General features: G+C 60.8%; 15 protein-coding genes. 5 read left to right on the top strand and 10 right to left on the bottom strand.

Going from position 1 to position 20231, the window contains the following annotated elements:
* Positions 1–62: 62 nt before the first annotated feature.
* From EP30_RS02950 to mraZ, 5 genes are all read right to left on the bottom strand, one after another.
* Positions 63–950: a hypothetical protein gene (locus tag EP30_RS02950; RefSeq protein ID WP_094663385.1), complete on the bottom strand. Its 888-nt coding sequence runs from the start codon at positions 948–950 to the stop codon at positions 63–65.
* A gap of 83 nt (positions 951–1033) precedes the next feature.
* Positions 1034–2833: a penicillin-binding protein 2 gene (locus EP30_RS02945; RefSeq protein ID WP_258185331.1), complete on the bottom strand. Its 1800-nt coding sequence runs from the start codon at positions 2831–2833 to the stop codon at positions 1034–1036.
* On the bottom strand, positions 2830–3282 hold the full coding sequence (locus EP30_RS02940) for a hypothetical protein (protein ID WP_140556003.1): 453 nt from the start codon (positions 3280–3282) through the stop codon (positions 2830–2832). The genes EP30_RS02945 and EP30_RS02940 overlap by 4 nt, the downstream gene beginning before the upstream one ends.
* Positions 3279–4364, bottom strand: coding sequence for a 16S rRNA (cytosine(1402)-N(4))-methyltransferase RsmH (gene rsmH, locus EP30_RS02935; protein ID WP_140556001.1), 1086 nt, complete (start codon positions 4362–4364; stop codon positions 3279–3281). Before rsmH ends, EP30_RS02940 begins: the two co-directional genes overlap by 4 nt.
* 5 nt (positions 4365–4369) lie before the next feature.
* Positions 4370–4861 (bottom strand): division/cell wall cluster transcriptional repressor MraZ, encoded by a 492-nt coding sequence (mraZ, locus tag EP30_RS02930; protein ID WP_094663379.1) that lies wholly within the window; start codon positions 4859–4861, stop codon positions 4370–4372.
* A 207-nt stretch (positions 4862–5068) separates the two neighbouring features.
* Here mraZ and EP30_RS02925 point away from each other — a divergent pair, with 207 nt between their 5' ends.
* Both EP30_RS02925 and serA read left to right on the top strand, forming a co-directional pair.
* Positions 5069–7348 carry an AAA family ATPase gene (locus EP30_RS02925; protein WP_140555999.1) on the top strand — a complete coding sequence of 760 codons (2280 nt, stop codon included), beginning with the start codon at positions 5069–5071 and terminating at the stop codon, positions 7346–7348.
* 9 nt (positions 7349–7357) lie between these two features.
* Positions 7358–8554 carry a phosphoglycerate dehydrogenase gene (gene serA, locus EP30_RS02920; protein WP_094663375.1) on the top strand — a complete coding sequence of 399 codons (1197 nt, stop codon included), beginning with the start codon at positions 7358–7360 and terminating at the stop codon, positions 8552–8554.
* A 170-nt stretch (positions 8555–8724) separates the two neighbouring features.
* Here serA and nrdR read toward each other — a convergent pair whose 3' ends face one another.
* Entirely contained in the window at positions 8725–9198 is a 474-nt protein-coding gene (gene nrdR / locus EP30_RS02915; protein WP_094663373.1) for a transcriptional regulator NrdR, read from the bottom strand.
* A 127-nt stretch (positions 9199–9325) separates the two neighbouring features.
* Entirely contained in the window at positions 9326–9742 is a 417-nt protein-coding gene (locus tag EP30_RS02910; protein WP_245819317.1) for a LysM peptidoglycan-binding domain-containing protein, read from the bottom strand.
* A 145-nt stretch (positions 9743–9887) separates the two neighbouring features.
* Here EP30_RS02910 and lexA point away from each other — a divergent pair, with 145 nt between their 5' ends.
* The gene (gene lexA, locus EP30_RS02905) at positions 9888–10619 is read left to right on the top strand and encodes a transcriptional repressor LexA (RefSeq protein WP_375137731.1); all 732 of its coding nucleotides are present in this window, start codon (positions 9888–9890) and stop codon (positions 10617–10619) included.
* A 333-nt stretch (positions 10620–10952) separates the two neighbouring features.
* On the opposite strand, the gene EP30_RS02900 is transcribed toward lexA, so the two are convergent.
* On the bottom strand, positions 10953–11915 hold the full coding sequence (locus tag EP30_RS02900) for an L-lactate dehydrogenase (RefSeq protein ID WP_093960118.1): 963 nt from the start codon (positions 11913–11915) through the stop codon (positions 10953–10955).
* Between the two features lie 220 nt (positions 11916–12135).
* Positions 12136–13608, bottom strand: a complete 1473-nt coding sequence (hflX, locus tag EP30_RS02895) for a GTPase HflX (protein WP_094663724.1) — start codon at positions 13606–13608, stop codon at positions 12136–12138.
* A gap of 276 nt (positions 13609–13884) precedes the next feature.
* Here hflX and EP30_RS02890 point away from each other — a divergent pair, with 276 nt between their 5' ends.
* Together EP30_RS02890 and hrpA are read left to right on the top strand one after the other, a co-directional pair.
* The gene (locus EP30_RS02890) at positions 13885–14508 is read left to right on the top strand and encodes a class I SAM-dependent methyltransferase (protein WP_094663371.1); all 624 of its coding nucleotides are present in this window, start codon (positions 13885–13887) and stop codon (positions 14506–14508) included.
* A gap of 56 nt (positions 14509–14564) precedes the next feature.
* Positions 14565–18626: an ATP-dependent RNA helicase HrpA gene (hrpA, locus tag EP30_RS02885; RefSeq protein WP_140555997.1), complete on the top strand. Its 4062-nt coding sequence runs from the start codon at positions 14565–14567 to the stop codon at positions 18624–18626.
* Positions 18627–18809: 183 nt separating this feature from the next.
* On the opposite strand, the gene EP30_RS02880 is transcribed toward hrpA, so the two are convergent.
* The gene (locus EP30_RS02880) at positions 18810–19910 is read right to left on the bottom strand and encodes a formate/nitrite transporter family protein (RefSeq protein WP_181160763.1); all 1101 of its coding nucleotides are present in this window, start codon (positions 19908–19910) and stop codon (positions 18810–18812) included.
* Positions 19911–20231: the final 321 nt, after the last annotated feature.

Below are 20231 nucleotides of genomic sequence, written 5' to 3'. Positions count from 1 at the left end.
TTCTACGAACCGTTCTTGCGAACGCATCCGTATTGTTCCGCGTACGGGAATGTTCCGACGCGTCAGCTCATTTCCTTCGACACACGCAGGGCGCTCTTGATGTTGCCCTTGCGCACGCCGGCCTTCATCACCATGGCGATGGCCAGCGACAGTCTTCCGCTCGAAGCCGGGTCGAGCTGTCCATCGTAATGGTGGGCCATGTCGTCGCTTTCCACGGTTCGATGTGCGATATGGGTTCTTTCACGCAGCTTTGCACCGTACCGTTCCAGCGTCTCCTTCAGCGATGGACGGATCGCGTCCTCGTCACCGATTCCCGGTTCGTCAAGCGCACACACATCGGTGATCACGGACTCCAGCGCACCGGGGCTGAGTGTGCGGTCGTCCGCGCCGATCACCACCGCGGACGCGCCGTCCTCCACGAACACCGCCAGGATGCGCTGCACATCGATTGCGCTTAACGGATACTCCTCCACCAGATGACGTTCCAGCGACACCGAATGACGGTATCCGATCTGACCGACGGGATTGCCAAGCACATGCAGCAGCTCGGCAAGATCCGCTCCCTGTTCCACGGCGTCGTCGCCAGCGACCAGGAACACCGCCACGGAGTTCGAGGGATGGCCTGCCATATCGGAGGCGAGACGTCCCATCTCCTCGGCGCTCAGGTCGCCGTACAGCACGGGGATGCTGCCCTCCAGGCCATCATCCTGCACGGACGTCGGCAGAAGGACCGCATACGCCCCCTGTTCCTCGGCCTGTGCCACGGCATCGGCGTTGAGATCCTGCGGTCCCGGAATGAACAACGCACCCGGCATCACCGACTTCAGATCGTCGGCGATGGAGGTGACGGTGACCTTGCCCGCGAATTTCGCATTGGTGGTCAAACCATATCGCTCGCGAAGATCGGCGATGGTGAGATGTTCCGTGCTTGCTTCACTTAGTGCGCTCATCTGTTACCCCTTGGCGTCGGTTGTCTCCGGCCGAAATACCGTCGGCCTGCAATTGCGAGTCCTGCTTGTCGACCACGGCCGGATCACCATTCAGTAGGAATAGCATCGGTCCGCTCGGGCGAGGCCGGGACCTCGTACTTCTGCATAAGGAATTCACCAATCGTACCCACCACAGGACCTGCCGTAGTGCCACCGTAGGTGCCTTCCGGGTCCTTGAGTGCGACGGTGATCACATACTGCGGGTCATTGGCCGGGATGGCGGCGATGAAGTCGCCGATGATGCTGTTGAGCGCACCGGAGGAATCGGCCACCTGCGCGGTACCGGACTTGCCCGCCAGACGATAGCCCTGGACGTTGATGACGGACTTGTACTGCTCGGCCATGGACTCCATCATGTTCATCAGTTCGGATGCCACGTTCTCGTCGACCACGCGTTGCGACTTGCTGGTCGCGGGCGTGGTGTCATTGCCCTGGGCGTCGGTGGACGATTCGATGATCGACTGCCCGTTGCGCACACCCTTGTTGGCGATCGTGGCCACCACGTTGGTCATCTGCAACGCCGACGCGGAATAGCCCTGACCGAACAGCACGGTGTTTCGAGTGCGCTTGTCCCAGTCCTTGTACGAGGAGACGATCTGGCCGTTGGATTCGCCGGGGAAGTTCAGTCCCGTGCTCTGTCCGATGCCGAACTCGGTGATGTACTCGTATCGCTTGTCGAGGCCGTAGTTCGTCGATGCCATGACGGTGCCCACGTTGGACGACTCCTTGAGGATGCCGGCAAGCGTGAGGTTCTGCACGCCGTGTTCATGCGAATCGTGATAGGTCTGTCCGTCGAGCTGGATCTGATAGGGCACCTGGAACTGGTCGGTGGGCTTGTGGATGCCCTCCTGCAGCAGGCCCGCCGCGGTGATGAGCTTGCCCGTGGATCCCGGCTCGAACACCGCGGTCACGGCCTTCGACGCGTTCATCTTCGCCTCGTCGGTGCCGGCCACGTAGTCATCGGTGTCGGCGATCGCGCGGATCTTGCCGGTTTTCACCTCCTGCACCACGGCGATGCCCCATTCGGCATTGGTCTTCGCCTGAGCATCCTTCAACGCCTTCTTGACGTACCATTGCACGTCCCAATCGATGGTGAGCTTGACGGTGCCGCCATCGACCGGGTCAACGGACTCGGTCACCGTGCCGGGGATCTGCTGACCCCGGGCTCCGCGCTGATAGCTGGTGGAGCCGTCCTTGCCGACCAATGACTTGTTGGCCATCTTCTCGATGCCGGCGACACCGGTCCCTGTGCTATCGACACCGCCGAGAATGGTGCCAAGCAGCCCGCCATCGTCGGAATACTGCCGATCGGATGTCAGCTCGGCGCCGATGACGCCGGTCAGGTGCAGATTCTGAATGGCCCTCATCACCTCGGGAACCACGTTCTTCTTCAATACCACGTAGCGGTTCGTGCCCACGAGCTTGCCACCGAGTTCCATGGTGTTCATATCGAGCACCGGTGCCAGCAGCTTAGCCACGGCGGCAGGACCCGTGGCGTTCACGTTCTTGCCATCGATCGAATGGCAGGTGCTCTCGTTCGTGCCGTTGCAGTCCACGGGGGTGAAGTCGGCTGCGGCCACCTGATCGGCGTAAATGGTATACCGTTCCACGCTTTGGGCCAGGACCACGTTGTTCGTGTCGACGATCGTGCCACGCTGCGCCTTGACGGTCTTGGTAACCGTACGGCTGGCCGTGGCGGCCTGGGCTACCGATCCAGCAGCGAACAACTGCATGTATGACAGCTTCACCACGCACATCGAGGCTATGAACGCGAGAATGATGCCAACGGCCAGGGATCGTCTGCGGAAGATGTCGCCACGCGTACGACGGACTTTGCGGCTCACTTGGATCCCTTCCCGTCACTGGATGCGGCGTGGTCGTTCAGGTCGATGGTCAGCGCATCGGAGCCGGGAACCATACCCAGCTTCTGCGCCTTGGAAGGCAGGGACGCCTCAAGGCCATCAAGTTCGGTCTGCTTCTCCTGAATGTCCTGGGTAAGTCGGCCGATGGACTGCTGGGTGTCGGTGATGGCGAACGAGTCCTCGATCATCTGCGTGCGCAGCACCAATGATCCGATAAGACTCGCACCGAGGAACACCAATGCCACCACGAAATGGAACAACCGCATACGGCGGGGATGCACACCGCCCATCAGCCCACGCATGCGATTGGAGAACGTTGTGGTTTTCGACGACGTGGTCACTTGAAGCCGGTCCCGGGTGGATGTGGTCGGACGGGTGCTGCGCTCCTGCGCCTTGGAACGGGAACGCGCAACCCTTGGAGATGCGCTCATCTTCGGCCCCTCCTTGCCTTTCCAAAGCCCTTGCCGGTTCCGTTTCGCATGCGGCCCTGCGATTTCGACGGCTCCCTATAACTGAAGCGATGCTCGCCCGACGCGAAACTGGACGCCCATCGTGCCGGAAGCTCACGGGTGAGCTCCACTCCCCTCAGGCGGACGGAGGCCGATCTCGGATTATTCGCGATCTCCTGCTCGTCGGCCTTGATCGCGCCATGTGTCAGGTCCCGGAAGAACGGCTGCGCATCATCCGGAATCACCGGCATGCCGGCAGGCACGTCGATCTTCAGACCGTTGGACATGAACCGCTTGACGGTCTTATCCTCCAGCGAATGATACGATTCGACGACCAGTCGACCGCCGACGGCGAGATGCAATGCGGCCTGAGGCAGGGTCGACGCCAGCTTGTCCAGCTCGCCATTCACCTCGATGCGCAATGCTTGGAACACCCGCTTGGCCGGATTGCCCGCGGGCCTGTGGGCCTTGGGCACCACCCGATCGACCAGTGCGTTCAACTGTGCCGAGGTGCGTAACGGTTCGCGTTCACGGTCGGTCACGATGGCCTTCGCGATCGGGCCGGCGAAGCGCTCCTCGCCATATTCGCGGAAGATCCACCGCAGATGATCCATGGTGTATTCGGCCAGCACACGTTCGGCGGTCATCCCCTGCGTGGCGTCCATGCGCATATCCAGTGGCGCATCGTGCGAATAGGAGAATCCGCGTTCGGTTTCGTCGATCTGCAGACTCGACAATCCCAGATCCATGAACACGGCGTGCACGCGATCGATCCCCTGATCGGCCAGCACGTCGGCGAACGCATCGAAGGCGGCGTGAACCGGCGTGAACCGATCCGACAGGCCCTCGTCCTGCATACGACGAGTGGCGAGGGCGAGCGCCTCCTCATCCCGGTCGATACCGATGAGTCTGGCGTTCGGGGCGGCTTTGAGAAACGCCGTGGAATGGCCCGCAAGTCCAAGCGTGCAGTCGACGATGACCGATCCAGGCACTGTTGCGGCCTCGGTCACCAGACGCACGCAGTCGTCCAGCAGCACCGGTTGGTGAATCGCTGTGATATCCATGTGTGTTAGAACTCCATTGCCGGTAGTACGTCATCGGCTATGTCCGCATAGCCCTGTTCCTGCTCGGTCAGGTATGTCTCCCAAGCGTCCCTGTTCCATATCTCCGCACGAGTGCCGACGCCGATGACGACGACATCGGTTCCCAGACCCGCATAGTCGCGCAACATGGGCGGGATCACCACTCTGCCCTGTTTGTCGGGTTCCTGATCGACGGCCCCCGACAGGAACACGCGCAAGTAGTCACGTGCCGCCTTGTTGCCCAGCGATGTGCGCTGGATCTGCGCGGCAACCCTTCGAAATTCGCTGTAGGGCAGCAGATAGATGCAGCGTTCCTGTCCCCTCGCCATGACCAATCCGCGGCCAAGCTGGCTACGAAGCTTTGCGGGGAGGGCGAGCCTTCCCTTGGCGTCGATCTTCGGGGTATAGGTGCCCAGCAGCAGGGGCGGAAGCTCTGGAGGAGCCTCTGCCGGCGCGGCCGCTGGTTCGCTGTCGACCATCGCGCGCACCTCCTTGCCCCGTTTGCCATGAGTCGCGACCAACAGTTCACCACTTTACCCCACTTATCCCCAATCTTCCCCACTATAGGTTTTTCCGCCCCAATAACGCCACAAATGCATGCATCCGAGGAAATCCATCGGGTTTTAGAGGCCTGCGAGTATAGTGAAATGCCGAACTTTCCGGCCCCGCCAAGGAGCGATCTTTTCATGTCCAACTATTCCTCGCAGCTGCACGACGAGCAGCAGACGGTCGATCGTGTCTACGGACGCCTTGATGAGATGCGCAAGCAGACCAAGGACAGTCTCGACAAGGTCAGGGCTACGGGAGCGCACGGCTCCCCCACCCAGCGGGCCGAACGCGATTCCTTCGCCACCATGTACGAGAATCGTCTCACCCAGTTGCGCTCGGTGGAGGATCGTCTGGTGTTCGGCAGGCTTGACGAGGAGAATGGCGTTCGTCATTACATCGGACGCATCGGCCTGTCGGACGCCGACTACAATCCCATCCTCATCGACTGGCGAGCCGAGGCCGCCCGCCCGTTCTACGAGGCGACACCGGCCCATCGGGGCGATATCGTGATGCGTCGTCATATCACGCTGCGATTCCGAGAGGTCGTAGGCATCGAGGACGAGGTGCTCGACGTGCACTCGGAACAGGTGAGCGAGGCGTCCGCCTCCGGCACGCTGACCGGCGAAGGTGCTCTGCTGGCTTCGCTCAGCTCCCGTCGCACCGGCAAGATGACCGACATCGTGGCCACCATTCAGGCGGAACAGGATCGCATCATCCGCACGCCGTTGAACCGTGCGGTGGTCGTGCAGGGCGGGCCCGGCACCGGCAAGACGGCAGTGGCGCTGCATAGGGCGGCCTATCTGCTGTATACGCATCGCAACAAGCTGCAGCGTTCCGGCGTGCTGGTGGTCGGCCCCAGCGCGTCGTTCCTGCACTACATCGATCAGGTGCTCCCGTCGCTGGGCGAGACCGGCGTGGTCTCCCGGACCATCGCCAATCTGATCCCGGGTATTCAGGCCACAGGCGTCGAATCACCACGGGCGGCGGCGCTCAAGGGGGATCGTCGTATGGCCGCCGTCATCGCCAATGCCGTCTCGGCGCGTATCCGCGTTCCGAAGGATCTGCCGGTCGTCCGTGTCAATGGCATCAAAGTGCCAATGCGATCCACGGATATCATTGCGGCGCAGAACGACGCCAAGCGTACCCGACAGCCGCATAACAAGGCCCGCGAAACCTTCGTCGAGTCGATGCTGCACTCCATGGTGACCCGCTACGCGGAGCTGTTGGACTATGATCCCGACCGTTCCGAACTGGCGTCCGCTCATTCCATGCTGCGTATGGACGATCAGGTACGCAGGACCCTCAATCTGGCATGGTTGCCCATGACCGCACAGTGGCTGCTTGAGGATATGTGGGCCAAGCCGAACAAACTGCACCGATACGCTCCTTGGCTGCGCGATGACGATCTGCACGAGTTGTTCCGTCCCAAGGGATCGCCGCTGACGCCGTCCGACATCCCACTGCTCGACGAGGCGCTCGAACTGCTCGGCGATGACCCTCGTGAGTACGACGCCCGTGCACGAAAGGACGCGCAGCGTATGCAGGATGAACAGTTCGCCAAAGACACGCTTGCACAGGCCGGCATCGGTTCGGGCATCGTCACGTCGGACATGCTGCTCGATCAGATCAACGGGCTGGATGACAGCACCGCCGCGCAGAAGGCCGCCGGACAGCGCGAATGGACCTACGGGCATATCGTGGTGGACGAGGCACAGGAGCTCACCCCCATGGATTGGCGTATGCTGATGCGCCGTTGTCCATCGCGTTCGTTCACCATCGTGGGCGACGTGGCGCAGACGTCGGCATTGGCCGGCTCCCGTTCCTGGCAGCGCACGCTTGACAAGCTGTTCGGTCAGGATGGCTGGGATCTCAATGAGCTGACCATCGACTACCGCAATCCTCAGGAGGTCTCCGATCTGGCCTCCCGATTCGCCGAGCAGGAGGGACTGTATATCTCCACCGTCAAGGCGGTTCGTAAGATCAAGGACTCCGTGGAACGCATCGTGGTCCAGGATGACGATGACATGCTGAACACGGCTGCCGACTACGCGGCTGATCTGGCCACCCGGTTCGTGTCCGCCGATGGCACCGGACGCATCGCCGTGATCGCAGACCCCGAAATTATCACGGCTCTGGGCGAACGCGTGTGGTCGTCTGTCAGCCAGCGTCTGGGTGAGGATCGCGCCCAGATTCTGCGTCGTCAGAAGGTATGGGACTCGCAGGTGAGCCTGTGTACGCCGCAGGATGTCAAGGGACTCGAGTTCGACGCCGTCGTGGTGGTACAGCCCGGTCTGATCGAGGACAATGCGCCGGCCCGTCAGGTCGCCGCGTCCGATCTGTACGTGGCGATGACCCGTCCGACTCAGAAATTGGTCATCGTGCGGACGCAGGATGACGCGGACCACCTGCCGATGTAGGGTAGCTGTATGCCTAAAGCCTTATTACTCGAGAACATTCATCCGTTCGCTTCCGAGAATCTTCGACAGCACGGCTTCGAAGTGGTGACCACGAAAGGTGCCATGGATGAGGACGAACTCATCGCAGCGCTTGATGGTGTGGATCTTCTCGGTGTTCGCTCCAAGACGAGCGTCACCGAGAAGGTGCTTGCCGCCAGGCCGAATCTGACCGCCGTGGGATGCTTCTCCATCGGTACCAACCAGGTGGATCTGAAGTATGCGGGCAAGCACGGTATCGCCGTGTTCAATGCTCCCTATTCAAACACCCGCTCCGTGGTTGAGCTGGTCATCTCGGACATCATCTCGCTGATGCGCCGCCTGCCCGCCCACTCGCATCATGTGCGTGGCGGCGTGTGGGACAAGTCCGCTGCCGGTTCCCACGAGGTTCGCGGCAAGACGCTGGGCATCATCGGCTATGGCAACATCGGCTCGCAGGTGTCCGTCCTCGCCGAGGCTCTGGGCATGCATGTGGTGTTCTACGACATCGAGGAGAAGCTGGCGCTGGGCAATGCCGAGCGTATGGAGACCCTCGATGAGCTGCTGGAGCAGTCCGACGCGGTGACGTTGCATGTTGATGGCCGCAAGTCGAACACCAATTTCTTCGGTGAGGCTCAGTTCGCCCGCATGAAGCCGGGTGCGGTATTCATCAACCTGTCCCGTGGATTCGTCGCCGATCTGGATGCGCTGAAGAGCCATATGGACTCCGGTCATATCGCCGGTGCCGCAGTGGATGTGTTCCCGGTGGAGCCGAAGAAGTCGGGCGATGCGTTCTCCACCCCGCTGAGCGAGGAGGACAACGTAATCCTCACCCCGCATATCGGCGGATCCACGCTGGAGGCGCAGGAGGCCATCGGCCACTTCGTGTCGCATAAGCTGCTTGACTACTGGAGCAATGGCGTCACTTCGCTGTCGGTCAATATGCCGACGTTGAACATGAATCCCTGCCAGGGTGCTGTGCGTATCGCCCACCTGCACGACAACCTGCCCGGCGTACTGGCCAATGTGAATCATGTACTCGGTGCGGAGAACATCAACATCACCGCACAGGCGTTGGCCACCGAGGACGAGCTCGGTTACGTAGTCACCGATGTGTCCAGCCGCCCGAGCGACGAGTCGCTGGAGAAGCTCCGGAATCTGCAGGGCACGATTCGCGTACGCGTGCTGTAGATTCGCGTATTTCGTTCCTTGCGAGACAACCAACATGAAGGGTGTCCCCCTCTGCCCGGGGACACCCTTCATGTATATCTACACGTATCGCGATAACGGAACTTTCACGAACTATGGGCTTCACGGTGAAGCTCATTCCATATCAGCCAACCGATCTGTCGGTTCCTCATTCAGTCGTGGGACTCGTTCCCTTCCTTCGATTCCTGATCGCGCAGTTCCTTGATTGCTCGTTCGAAATCTTCGAGATTGTTGAATTCCTGATACACGCTTGCAAAACGCATATAGGCGACTTCATCCAGATCACGCAACGGACCGAGTATCGCCCGGCCGACTTCATCGGAAGGCACCTGAGCAAGTCCGCGGGCGCGAAGATCCTCTTCGACTCTCTGGCCCAGCTGCTTGAGATCCTCTTCCTTGATGGGCCGCCCCTGGCACGCCTTGCGCACTCCGGTGATCACCTTGTCACGGTTGAACGGTTCAACGTTCCCCGATCGTTTGATCACCATCAATGTGGCTGTTTCCACTGTGGTAAAGCGACGCGAACATTTCGGGCATTCGCGTCGACGTCGAATGGAGTAGCCATCCTCCCCCACACGGGTATCGACGACCTTGGTATCCGGGTTCTTACAGAAAGGACAATGCATACCATCAAGAGTAAACGTTGGGGCGCACCACCCGCGTGTCTTGCACAAACCATCGACGAAATCGAACTGCGTGTCCTCATTACGGACGGCTACCGCCGCTATGGACGCCTCATCGTTGCAGGACATGTCATCGCACCGGAACCACAATGCGCTGCCCCACCCGCAGCGACGACGTATCAAGATGATTGATCCGTTTCAGTTCATCCACCGTCTCGCTTACATCCCCACCTCTCGGCGTGATCCGCTCGGCGTAGGACCACAAGGTATCTCCCGGAGCCACGGTATAGCTGGTGACTTCCATGGGTTCGGCGTTGGAGTCCGCATTGCTCGGCCCGTTCAGCGCCAAAACCATCAGGCAGCATATGACAATGGCCAGCACGCCAACCACCACGCGTGCCCAGGAAGCCATGATCGATCGAACATCACCAGCGGTCGATCGAACATTCGTCGCAACCGAAGACATTATCGCCTTCTGCGACATCCGACGTCTCAAAGCCTTGGAATTCGGGCCCTTTGCCTCCAATGTGAAATGCATATCCGTCATGACACACCTTTCTCGAACACACGTTCTATCGAACGTTAGTTGCAATTGTGCCACATGTGTACGACCGATGCAAGCGGACATAGAACATCTGTTTTGCATTTCGAACATTTCGATGTACAGTTGAACCAACTGAAAGGAGTCCGACGTGCGTACCATACCCTTTTCGCCGGAAGATGGCGGTCCCGTATTCGGCGGGGAGGATCTCACCGACAGGCAACGACGTGTGCTGGAGGCGATTCGCGAGCATATTCTTCAGAAGGGTTTCGCCCCTTCGTTTCGTGAAATCGGCGAAAGCGTTGGACTGAAGAGCCCTTCGTCAGTGAAGCACCAGCTTCACGCCCTTGAGTCAAAAGGCTATATTCGCATCAATGCGAACAAGGGTCGTGCCATCGAGCTGCTGGCTGATTGGGATGGCGATACGATCGAACGAACTCCGAACGGATCAGCAATCGTTCGTTTCCCGAGTCAGGAGGCCATTGAGGAGCGGGAGGAATCCCTTGCCCAGTCCCGCGATGTGCCGCTGGTGGGACGTATAGCGGCCGGCGTGCCCATTACCGCCGAACAGCATGTTGAAGATGTGATGCGTCTGCCGAAGCGCTTGACTGGAGATGGCAATCTGTTCATGCTGGAGGTCCATGGCGATTCCATGGTGGATGCCGCCATCTGCGATGGGGATTTCGTAGTGGTGCGTTCACAGCATACGGCAGAGAACGGTGATATCGTTGCCGCCCTGCTTGATGGAGAGGCCACGGTGAAGACGTTCCGCAAGGACAAGGGCCACATCTGGCTGATTCCGCATAATCCTGCATACACGCCCATTGACGGCACCAACGCCACGGTCATGGGTAAGGTGGTTACAGTCCTCCGCAAGATCTAACACCTTGCAAGGCCATACCACACATAACAATCCGCCCCACGCGAGTGCCACCCAACGCAGGAATCGAAAAACGTACAAACGTTACATTCTCTGCAACGAAGATGACACCCCGTGGGACCTCAACCACAAAACCGCCCCACGAGTGTGTCATCAAGACGCAGAGAACGCATACAAAGGTACGTCAGATCCTCCGCAACACAGACGACACTCCATAGGGACGGATCACAAAAAAACCGCCCCACGAGTGTGTCATCAAGACACAGAGAACGCAGGCGTACAAAGGTACGTCAAGTTCTCTGCAACGAAGATGACACTCCGTGGGGCGGTTTTTTATCAGAAGCCGAACTGGGCGGCGGTCTGCTTCAGCGTCTCGGCAGAGCGCTTGAGGGCCGCGAGCTCACGATCGGAGAGCGGGGTGTTGATGCGGGTGTTGACGCCCTGACGGTTGAGGACGGAGGGGACGGACATGCAGACATCGGAGATGCCGTGGAAGTCGTGGAGGAGGGAGGAGACGGGGAGGATGCGGTTGGAATCCTTGAGGATGGATTCGATGATGTCGACACCGGACATAGCGATGGCGTAGTTGGTGGCGCCCTTGCCTTCGATGATGCGGTAGGCGGCGTTCTTGACTTCCTGGTGGATCTCCTCACGCTTGGCGGCATCGAGGGGCTCGTGGCCGGGGAGCGGGGTCCAGTCGCACATGGGGACGCCACCGATGGTGGCAGAGGCCCAGAGCGGGACTTCGGAGTCACCGTGCTCGCCGGCGATGTAGGCGTGGACGTTCTTGACGTTGACGCCGGTCTGCTGGGCGATGAGGAAGCGAAGACGGGCGGAGTCCAGGTTGGTGCCGGAACCGAAGATCTGGTTGGCGGGGAGGCCGGAGAGCTTCATGGACACGTGGGTGACGATGTCAACGGGGTTGGTGACGAGCATGTAGATGGCGTTGGGGGCCACGTTGACGACACCGGGGATGATGGACTTCATGATGTTGATGGTGGCGCCGGCGAGGTCAAGACGGGACTGACCGGGCTTCTGGCGGGCACCGGCGGTGATGACGACGACGTCTGCGTCACGGCAGATCTCGACATCGTCGGATCCGCTGATGGAGACGGTGGGATAGAAGCTCGAACCGTGCTGCATGTCCAGCACCTCAGCCTCGACACGCTTGGCGGCGATATCTTCCAGCACGATCTCACGGGCGATGCCGCGCTGAGCAGCGGCGAAGGCCATGGTGGAACCGACGGCACCGGCACCAATGATCGCAAGCTTTGTGGGACGAATCGTTGATTCTGCCATTAGAAGGCACCTCTCTTTGAATAACTCCAAACATCGGCAAATCAAGCCAACTTCGAGATTACTATAACGTCACCATCTGACTATTGTTGCCACGGTTATGCCCGCAAATCCCGAAGCCGCGACATCATGCCGTTAGCGCGAACATGCGCGGGATTGCAACATCGGGAGTCGGGGCGGGAATTGCTCGCGAACAGGACTGGGAACATCACTCGTCGTCACTTCACTCGTCGTCGATGGCACGATCCACGATGCGGGAGGCGAGCCGCCTGTCGACATCGGCCTCGACGTATACGCCGTCGGGCCGGTAGTCGATATGGTCGACCATACCGCGTTCGCGGACTTCGGAGACGAGCGAACCGGCATCGTAGGGAAGCAGTGCGCTGACGTGAACGTCAGGGACGGGGAGAAGCGCCTCGACGGCGTCGCGGAGGGCGTCGACTCCTTCTCCGGTGGCCGCTGAGACGAGATACGCGGTGGGCTCGAGCTGGCGCAGACGTTCGCGGGCCACATCGTCGATCATGTCGATCTTGTTGAACGCGAGAATACGGGGAATATCCTCGGCACCGGGAATGTCGGCGAGAACGTCGTTGACGGCGTCGATCTGGGAGAAGGGATCGGGATGGGATCCGTCGACGACGTGGAGGATGACGTCGGACTCCCCCACTTCTTCCAGCGTGGATTTGAACGCCTCGATAAGCTGCGTGGGCAGACGGCGGACGAATCCGACAGTGTCGACGAACGTATAGTGGCGGCCATTGACCGAGCGGGCACGACGGACCGCAGTGTCAAGGGTGGCGAACAGTGCGTTCTCGACCAGCTCGGCAGATCCGGTAAGACGGTTGGTCAGCGAGGATTTGCCGGCGTTGGTGTAGCCGACCACTGCCACGGACGGGAGTTCGTGACGACGCCGGGAGCCGCGCTTGACCTCACGGGCTGGTGCCATCTGGGCGATCTGCCGCCGCAGTCGGGCCATGCGCGTACGGATCACGCGACGGTCCATTTCGATCTGGGTTTCGCCGGGGCCTCGGGAGCCGATGCCGCCTGCCTGGCCGGCGGCCTGTCCACCGGCCTGTCGGGACAACGATCCACCCCAGCCGCGCAGTCGGGGCAGCATGTATTCAAGCTGGGCGAGCTCCACCTGCGCCTTGCCTTCACGGCTGGTAGCGTGCTGGGCGAAGATGTCGAGAATCACGGCGGTGCGATCGACCACTTTCACCTTGGCCACGTCCTCAAGGCCACGTCGCTGCGATGGCGGCAGATCGGCGTCGACAACGATGGTGTCGGCGTCGAGCTGGGCGACGATGCCGGCGATCTCCTTGGCCTTGCCGGAGCCCACATAGGTGGCGGAATCGGGACGCAATCTGTGCTGCAGCAGGCCATCCATCACCTGCGCGCCGGCGGTTTCGGCGAGCGCGGCAAGCTCTCGCAGGGATTCCTCGGCTTTGGCCTGCGTGGTTTCCAGACTGGACCATACGCCGACGAGTACGACGCGTTCAAGACGCACCTGTCGGTATTCGACTTCGGTAACGTCCTGCAGTTCGCCGAGTCCGACCACGTGTTTGAGCTGATTGCGGGATTCGCGTTCCGCCCATTCCTCACTGCCCGGCCCGAACGCGTCCCTAGTCGTGTCCTGCAGTACTTCGGAATGTTCGGCCAGCACATCCGGCGTGCCTGCCGTCGATCGATCCGCCATGGCCGTCCCGGCGAATCGTTCCGAGACCTCCCCCTGATCGTGGTATTCCGTTTGCTGTTCTCTGCCGTTTATTTCGCTGTTGGCCACTGGCACCTCTCGTTGTACGCTCTATTCCGGCTTCTTATTATCATCATGTGAGAAGACATGGGGCGTTGGTGCGACCGGACAGTCGCCGAACAGTCGCCGAACAGTCGATGCGGGCAATTGTCGGCGTGATCGATACGGATGGGTCCGCGGCCGTGGACGCAGGCAGGAAGCAATCAAGGAGTAAGTGGCATGGCAGATAATGAGCAGTATTTTTCCTCGACGCCGTCGTCGCAGGATGTTCGTCGTGAATTGCAGGTGACGCTTCGTGGACGCGAGGTCGTTGTGGAGACGAGTCATGGCGTGTTTTCCGGTTCCCGTTTGGATCTGGGCACGTCGGTGCTGCTCAGGCATGCACCGGAGCCGCCGGAGCATGGCGTGTTTCTGGATCTGGGTTGCGGCTGGGGTCCAATTACTTTGTCTCTGGCTTTGGAGTCGCCTGAATCCACGGTGTGGGCTGTCGATGTGAATGAGCGCGCGCTGGAGTTGACCGCGGGCAATGCGAAGCGCAATGGATGCGAGAACGTGCATGCGGTGACGCCGGATGCGTTTGCGGAGGAGTTTCCGTCCGATGCCGGTTTCGATGTGATCTGGTCGAATCCCCCGATCCGTATCGGCAAGGAGGCACTGCATGAGCTGCTGATGACGTATCTGCCTCGGCTGAATCATGGCGGCGAGGCGTATCTGGTGGTGCAGCGCAATCTGGGTTCGGATTCGTTGATCCCGTGGCTGGCCGATCAGTTGGGCGATGGGTTCACTGTGGGCAAATACGCATCCTCCAAGGGATATCGTGTCATCGAGGTGCTGCGCGCGTAGACGCTGCGGAATGTCGTGGTTACTTGAATAAGGGATTGATAAGGGAATAGGGTCAAGTGAAATTCGAATATCCAGCCGAACTGCCGGTCAGTGCCGCGAAGGACGAGATCGCCGAGGCGGTTCGTTGCCATCAGGTGGTTATCGTCTCCGGTCAGACGGGTTCGGGCAAGACCACGCAGTTGCCGAAGATACTGCTGGAAATGGGCCGGGGCAGTCATGGCCATCAGATCGTGCACACGCAGCCGAGGCGTATCGCCGCGCGTACCGTGGCCGAGCGCATCGCGTCGGAGATGCAGGTGCGTCTGGGCGACGAGGTCGGCTTTCAGGTGCGGTTCACGGATGAGTCCTCGCCGAAGACCCGGTTGCGCGTGGTGACCGATGGTATTCTGCTGGCGCAGATCCAGCGGGATCCGAAGCTGTCGGCCTACGATACGATCATCATCGATGAGGCGCATGAGCGCAGTCTGAACATCGACTTTCTCCTTGGCTATCTGACGGCGTTGTTGCCGAAACGTCGTGATCTGAAGCTGATCATCACGTCGGCGACCATCGACTCGGTGAAGTTCCAGGAGCATTTTGCGAAGGTGCTGCATACAGATGTGCCGGTGATCGAGGTGTCGGGCCGCACGTATCCGGTGCAGATCGTGTACGAGCCGCTGGGTTCGGCTCCCGCATTGATGCGTCATGTGCCTGGATTCGAGGATGTGCTGCCCGGCGAGGAGTCCGATGATGCGGATATGGATATGCCCACGGCGGTGGCCCGCGCCTGCGCCGAGCTGGTGATTCATTCCTCGCATGAGCGTGGCCCTCGTGACATTCTGGTGTTTGCCGCGGGCGAGCGCGACATCCATGAGTTCGAGACGGCGTTGCGTCGTCATTTCGGCCAGCGTGCGGTTGATATGCGCCGACCGGATGCGATCGAGATCCTGCCGTTGTTCGCCAGGCTGTCGTCGAAGGAGCAGCATCGCGTGTTCGAGGCCCATGCCCATCAGCGCATTGTGCTGGCGACGAACGTGGCTGAGACGTCGTTGACGGTGCCGGGTATCCGCTATGTGGTGGACCCGGGTATGGCGCGTATCTCCCGGTATTCGAAGGCTGCGAAGGTGCAGCGTCTGCCGATCGAGCCGATCAGCCAGGCGAGCGCGGACCAGCGTGCCGGTCGATGCGGTCGTATCGCGGATGGCATTGCCATTCGTCTGTATGAGCGAACGGATTATGAGACGCGTCCCCGGTTCACCGAGCCGGAGATCCTCCGTACGGCGTTGGCGTCAGTGGTGTTGCACATGCTGTCGGTGGGCGTGGCGCATACCGCATCGGATGTGACGAACTTCGGGTTCATCGATCCGCCGGATACCAAGTCGGTGGCCAATGGCTTCAATGATCTGGTGGAACTGCGGGCCATCTCCCGCAAGCAGGGCGACGCGCGTCTTACCCGCATCGGCCGTCAGCTGGCGCGGTTGCCGATCGATGTGCGTCTGGCGCGCATGGTGGTGCAGGCGTCGAATGATACGCCGAACACGCTGGCCGCGATTCTGGTGGTGGTGGCGTTCCTGAGCCTTCAGGACCCGCGTGAGCGCCCGGAGGACAAGCGGGAGGACGCGGACCGCGTTCATAACCGGTATGCGGATCCGTCGAGTGATTTTCTGACGGCGCTGAACATCTGGGATCGGTTCTTCCAGGCGGAGGGTGATCCGTCGAATTCGGCGTTGCGCCGACTGTGCAAGACCGAGTTCATGAGCTTCCCGCGTATGCGTCAGTGGAAGGATCTGTATCGTCAGCTTGAGCAGATGTGCCGCGAGTTCAAGTTTAATGTGGGTGAACCGCAGCCGTCGTCGCGTCCTCCGCTGGAGGTACGGCAGCTGCCGATCAACCAGCAGGCGGCGCATTCGCTGAATTGTTCGTGGGATGCGGATGGCATTCATAAGGCCATGCTGTCGGGCCTGTTGTCGAGTATCGGCATGCAGCAGATCCGTGAGCCGAAGGCGTCGGATTTCGCCGGCTTGCATGGTGCGGCTCGTGCGAAGGCCATGAAGCGTGCGCAGAAGCAGTCGCGGAACGAGTATCTCGGTTCGCGTGGCACCCGGTTCGCGCTGTTCCCCGCGTCCGCGGTGGCGAAGTCGACGCCCCAGTGGGTGATGGCGGCCGAATTGGTGGAGACGTCACGTCTGTGGGCGCGGTCGTCCGCAGCGATCGATCCGGCGTGGGCGGAGCCGCTGGCTGGCAATCTGACGCGTACCACGTATGCCGAACCACACTGGTCGGCGTCGAAGGGCGCCGCGGTGGCGAGCGCGAAGGTGCTGCTGTATGGCCTGCCGATCGTGCAGGATCGTACGGTGCTGTGGGGGTCGATCAATCCGGTGGAGGCGCGTGGTTTCCTGATCCGTGAGGGTCTGGTGGGCGGTGACGTGCAGCAGCGCTTCCCGTATGACGATTTCATCGACAACAATCGTGATGTTCTGGAGGCCGCCGACGAGGAGTCGAGTCGTACCCGTCATATGGCGGATCGTGTGACGGATGAGGATCTGGTTGATTTCTATGATGCCCGTCTGCCTGCGGATATCACGTCGATGGCGAAGCTTGGGTCGTGGTGGCGTCATCATCATGATGAGGATCCGACGCTGCTGGATTTCGATCCGTCGAAGGTGGAGCGTCTGCAGACCGCCGAGGAGGTGAGTCTGGATGATTATCCGGATCGCTGGCATACGCTCGGCTCGGATGGCACGCCGATCGATCTGAAGCTCACGTACGTGTATGATCCGAACGCGGACAATGACGGCGTGACCGTGCATGTGCCGTTGAAGTTCCTGTCGCGCATCAGTCCGGAACAGTTCACGTGGACCGTGCCGGGCCTGTTGGATGAGCTGATCGTCACGACGATCAAGTCGCTGCCCAAGGCGTTGCGCGTGCAGTTCGTGCCGGCTCCGGATACGGCTCGTGCGATCCGCGCGTGGATCGACGATCGGTATGATGCGCTGCCGGGTTCCGGCGAACAGGGTCATCCCTCCCCCGCTCCGGTGGATGAGACGACCGGCGTGCCGGCATGGCCTGATTTCGCACACGTGTTCACGCAGGCGGCGATTCATGTGGTGGGCGCGCAGCTGCATCCCGAGGTGTTCGGTGACGAGCAGTGGGAGCGTCTGCCGAAGCATCTGAAGATGACGTTCGCCGTGGAGAAGCCAATACCGGATCGTCGTGGGCGTGGCGGCCATGGGCGCCGCGGACGTTCGCAGCGCATGCAGGTGATCGCCACCGGCAAGTCGTTGCTGGAGCTGCAGCAGCGGTTCGCGGCCGAGGCCGCGGAGTCGGCGCGTGCCACGGTGAGGAAGCAGGCCACTGCCGCGGCCGATCAGGGCAAGGTGGTGCAGTCGGCAAATCTGCTGCACAAGGCGGGTGCGACCACGGTGTCACGGTCGTCGATGCTGTGGAGCGCGGCGCTGGATGCGTTGCGACTGCCGTCCGAGCGCGTGTCCTCGCGTTGGCTGGGCTCTGAGTCGTTGATGCTGGCGTCCGCCCCGTATTCGTCCACGGCTGATCTTGTGGAGGATCTGCAGTTGGCCGCCGTCAAACGGCTGCTGCCGAATGTGGGATCGGTCCGTGATGATGCGCAGCTGGCGGATGCGGTGAGCGATGTGATGCAGGTGTATGAGGATACGGTCTATCAGGTGGCCCGCGATGTGATCGCGATTCTGCGTCGGTACGCCGAAGTGGACAAGGCGGTGTCGGGCCCGGCGTCATTGCCGTTGCTGTCCGTGCTGCAGTCGATTCGCGAGCATATCGCCACGCTGGTGTGTCCGGGATTCATCGGCAGTGTGCCGCCGGACGCGTTGCGTTCCATGGAACGGTATCTGCATGCGGATCTGTTGCGTCTGGACAAGGCGAAGGTAGACAAGTCGCGTGATGTGAACTGGGCGTGGCAGGCCGACGAGGCGAAACAGCTGGTGGACAAGGCGCTGGACAAGGCGCGTAAGCAGCCGGCCGGCCCCCGTCATGACGAGATGATGGGCAAGGCCACCGATGCGCGCTGGATGCTTGAGGAGTTTTATGTGTCCCTGTGGGCGCAGGAGCTTGGCACGCCCAAGCCGGTGAGCCTCAAGCGCATCACCAAGGCGCTGCAGTAGTGCGGTAGCGATTGGGGCCGTCGGTTGGCATGAGATGCCCGGCACGGGTATGAGAACGGCCCTTTTCCGTGATACGCGTAGTCGGTACGCGGTCTTGGAAAAGGGCCGTTCGTTATTCGATCGACGTGGACAACGACATCGAAAACGACGAACCGTGGTCTTCCACGTGGATGACGGTCTGGCTCAGCGGCGTCCGATGTTGTGGAGATCGTGACCGTGACCGAAGCCATGACCATGACCGTGGTGGTGCTGGTCGTTCATCACGGCGAAGTTGATGCCGATGAGCAGACCGCCGCCCACGAAGTTGCCGAGTATCACAACGATGATTGTGGCGACCTCCATGAGTGGATCGCCCACGCCGAACAGTCCCATGATGAGGAACAGCACGGAGTCGGCCACGGAGTGCTCGAATCCGAGGTAGGCGAACACGAACACGGCGACCATCATGATGATGCACTTGGTGAAGTCGTTGACAAGCTTGCCGTTGTAGCACATGAGCATGGCGATGTTGATGCAGAAGTTGCAGAAGATGCCACGGACGAACAGGTCGATGATGCCGGGCAATCCCTGCGTCAGATATCCGGTCTTGGTGGCGACGGCGGTGGACATGACCGTGAAGATGTCACCGCTGATGATGGTTGATCCGCGCATGAGGACCGCAACGATGAATCCGCCGATCAGGTTGCCGATCAGGCACAGACCGAGGATGTACAGGCTTCGCAGTGCGCCGATGCGATGATGGTAGACGCCGATCGACACGATCATCATGTTCGAGGTGAGCAGTTCCGAGTTCGTGTAGTAGATGAGCACGAGCGCCCATCCGAACGTGCATGCGCCCAGCACCTTGCCGGCCAGAGCCATGCCTGGGCCGGCGGCGGCGAATGTGGCGGAGACCGTGAAGAACGCGGTGAAGAAGATGCCGACGAACAGGCCTGCCATGATGGCACGCTGCATGTACTTGCTCACCAGATTACCGGTCATGGTCTTCTTGCTGTTGAGCGCGTCGAGTACGGTGCTGACGAAGATGTTACCGGGGAACAGCGGGTCGAGTTTCGGGGCTGCGGTCAGTGGCGATGAGGCGGGCTGGGGTGTGCTGCTTGCCGCGCTGGCGGTGGCCGCTGTGGTGGCGGCGCTGTTCGCCGCGTCGGCTGCGGTGGCCGCCGCGGTGGCTGCAGCGGCAGCGGCGGTAGCGGCGGCAGCAGCCGCAGCGGTGGCCGCTTCCGGAGTGGTGGTCGGAGCCGGCTGTGCCGGTGCCTGGATTTCCGGTGTCTGATCAGAAGACATGGTGGGACTCTCTATCCTCATAGGTGAATGGGTTTTTTCTTCCTTATGCAACATATCCACCCTAGGCCTGAACACCATCCCCGTGCCACTTCCGGTGCCGTGATGTTCACCACAGTTACCGGTTATGCATATAGGCTATACACGGTCGATATATTCACGAAAGCCCTAATCCATCTATCGTCCACACCCCATACAGAAACTGCCCAACGGAGCGTTATCGGCACTGTAGAAGAATCGACGTACCGGCGTACGCCTTCATCTTCTGCGGCACCGATACCGCACGCGTTGGGCAGTTTCTGATCAGCTTCCGGACAGTTTTCG

The organism is Bifidobacterium sp. UTCIF-39 (assembly GCF_006408715.1).
GTDB classification, from domain to species: Bacteria; Actinomycetota; Actinomycetes; order Actinomycetales; family Bifidobacteriaceae; genus Galliscardovia; species Galliscardovia tissieri.
The sequence above is the reverse complement of the archived record's forward strand: the minus strand, read 5'-3'. Positions and strand labels throughout refer to the sequence as shown.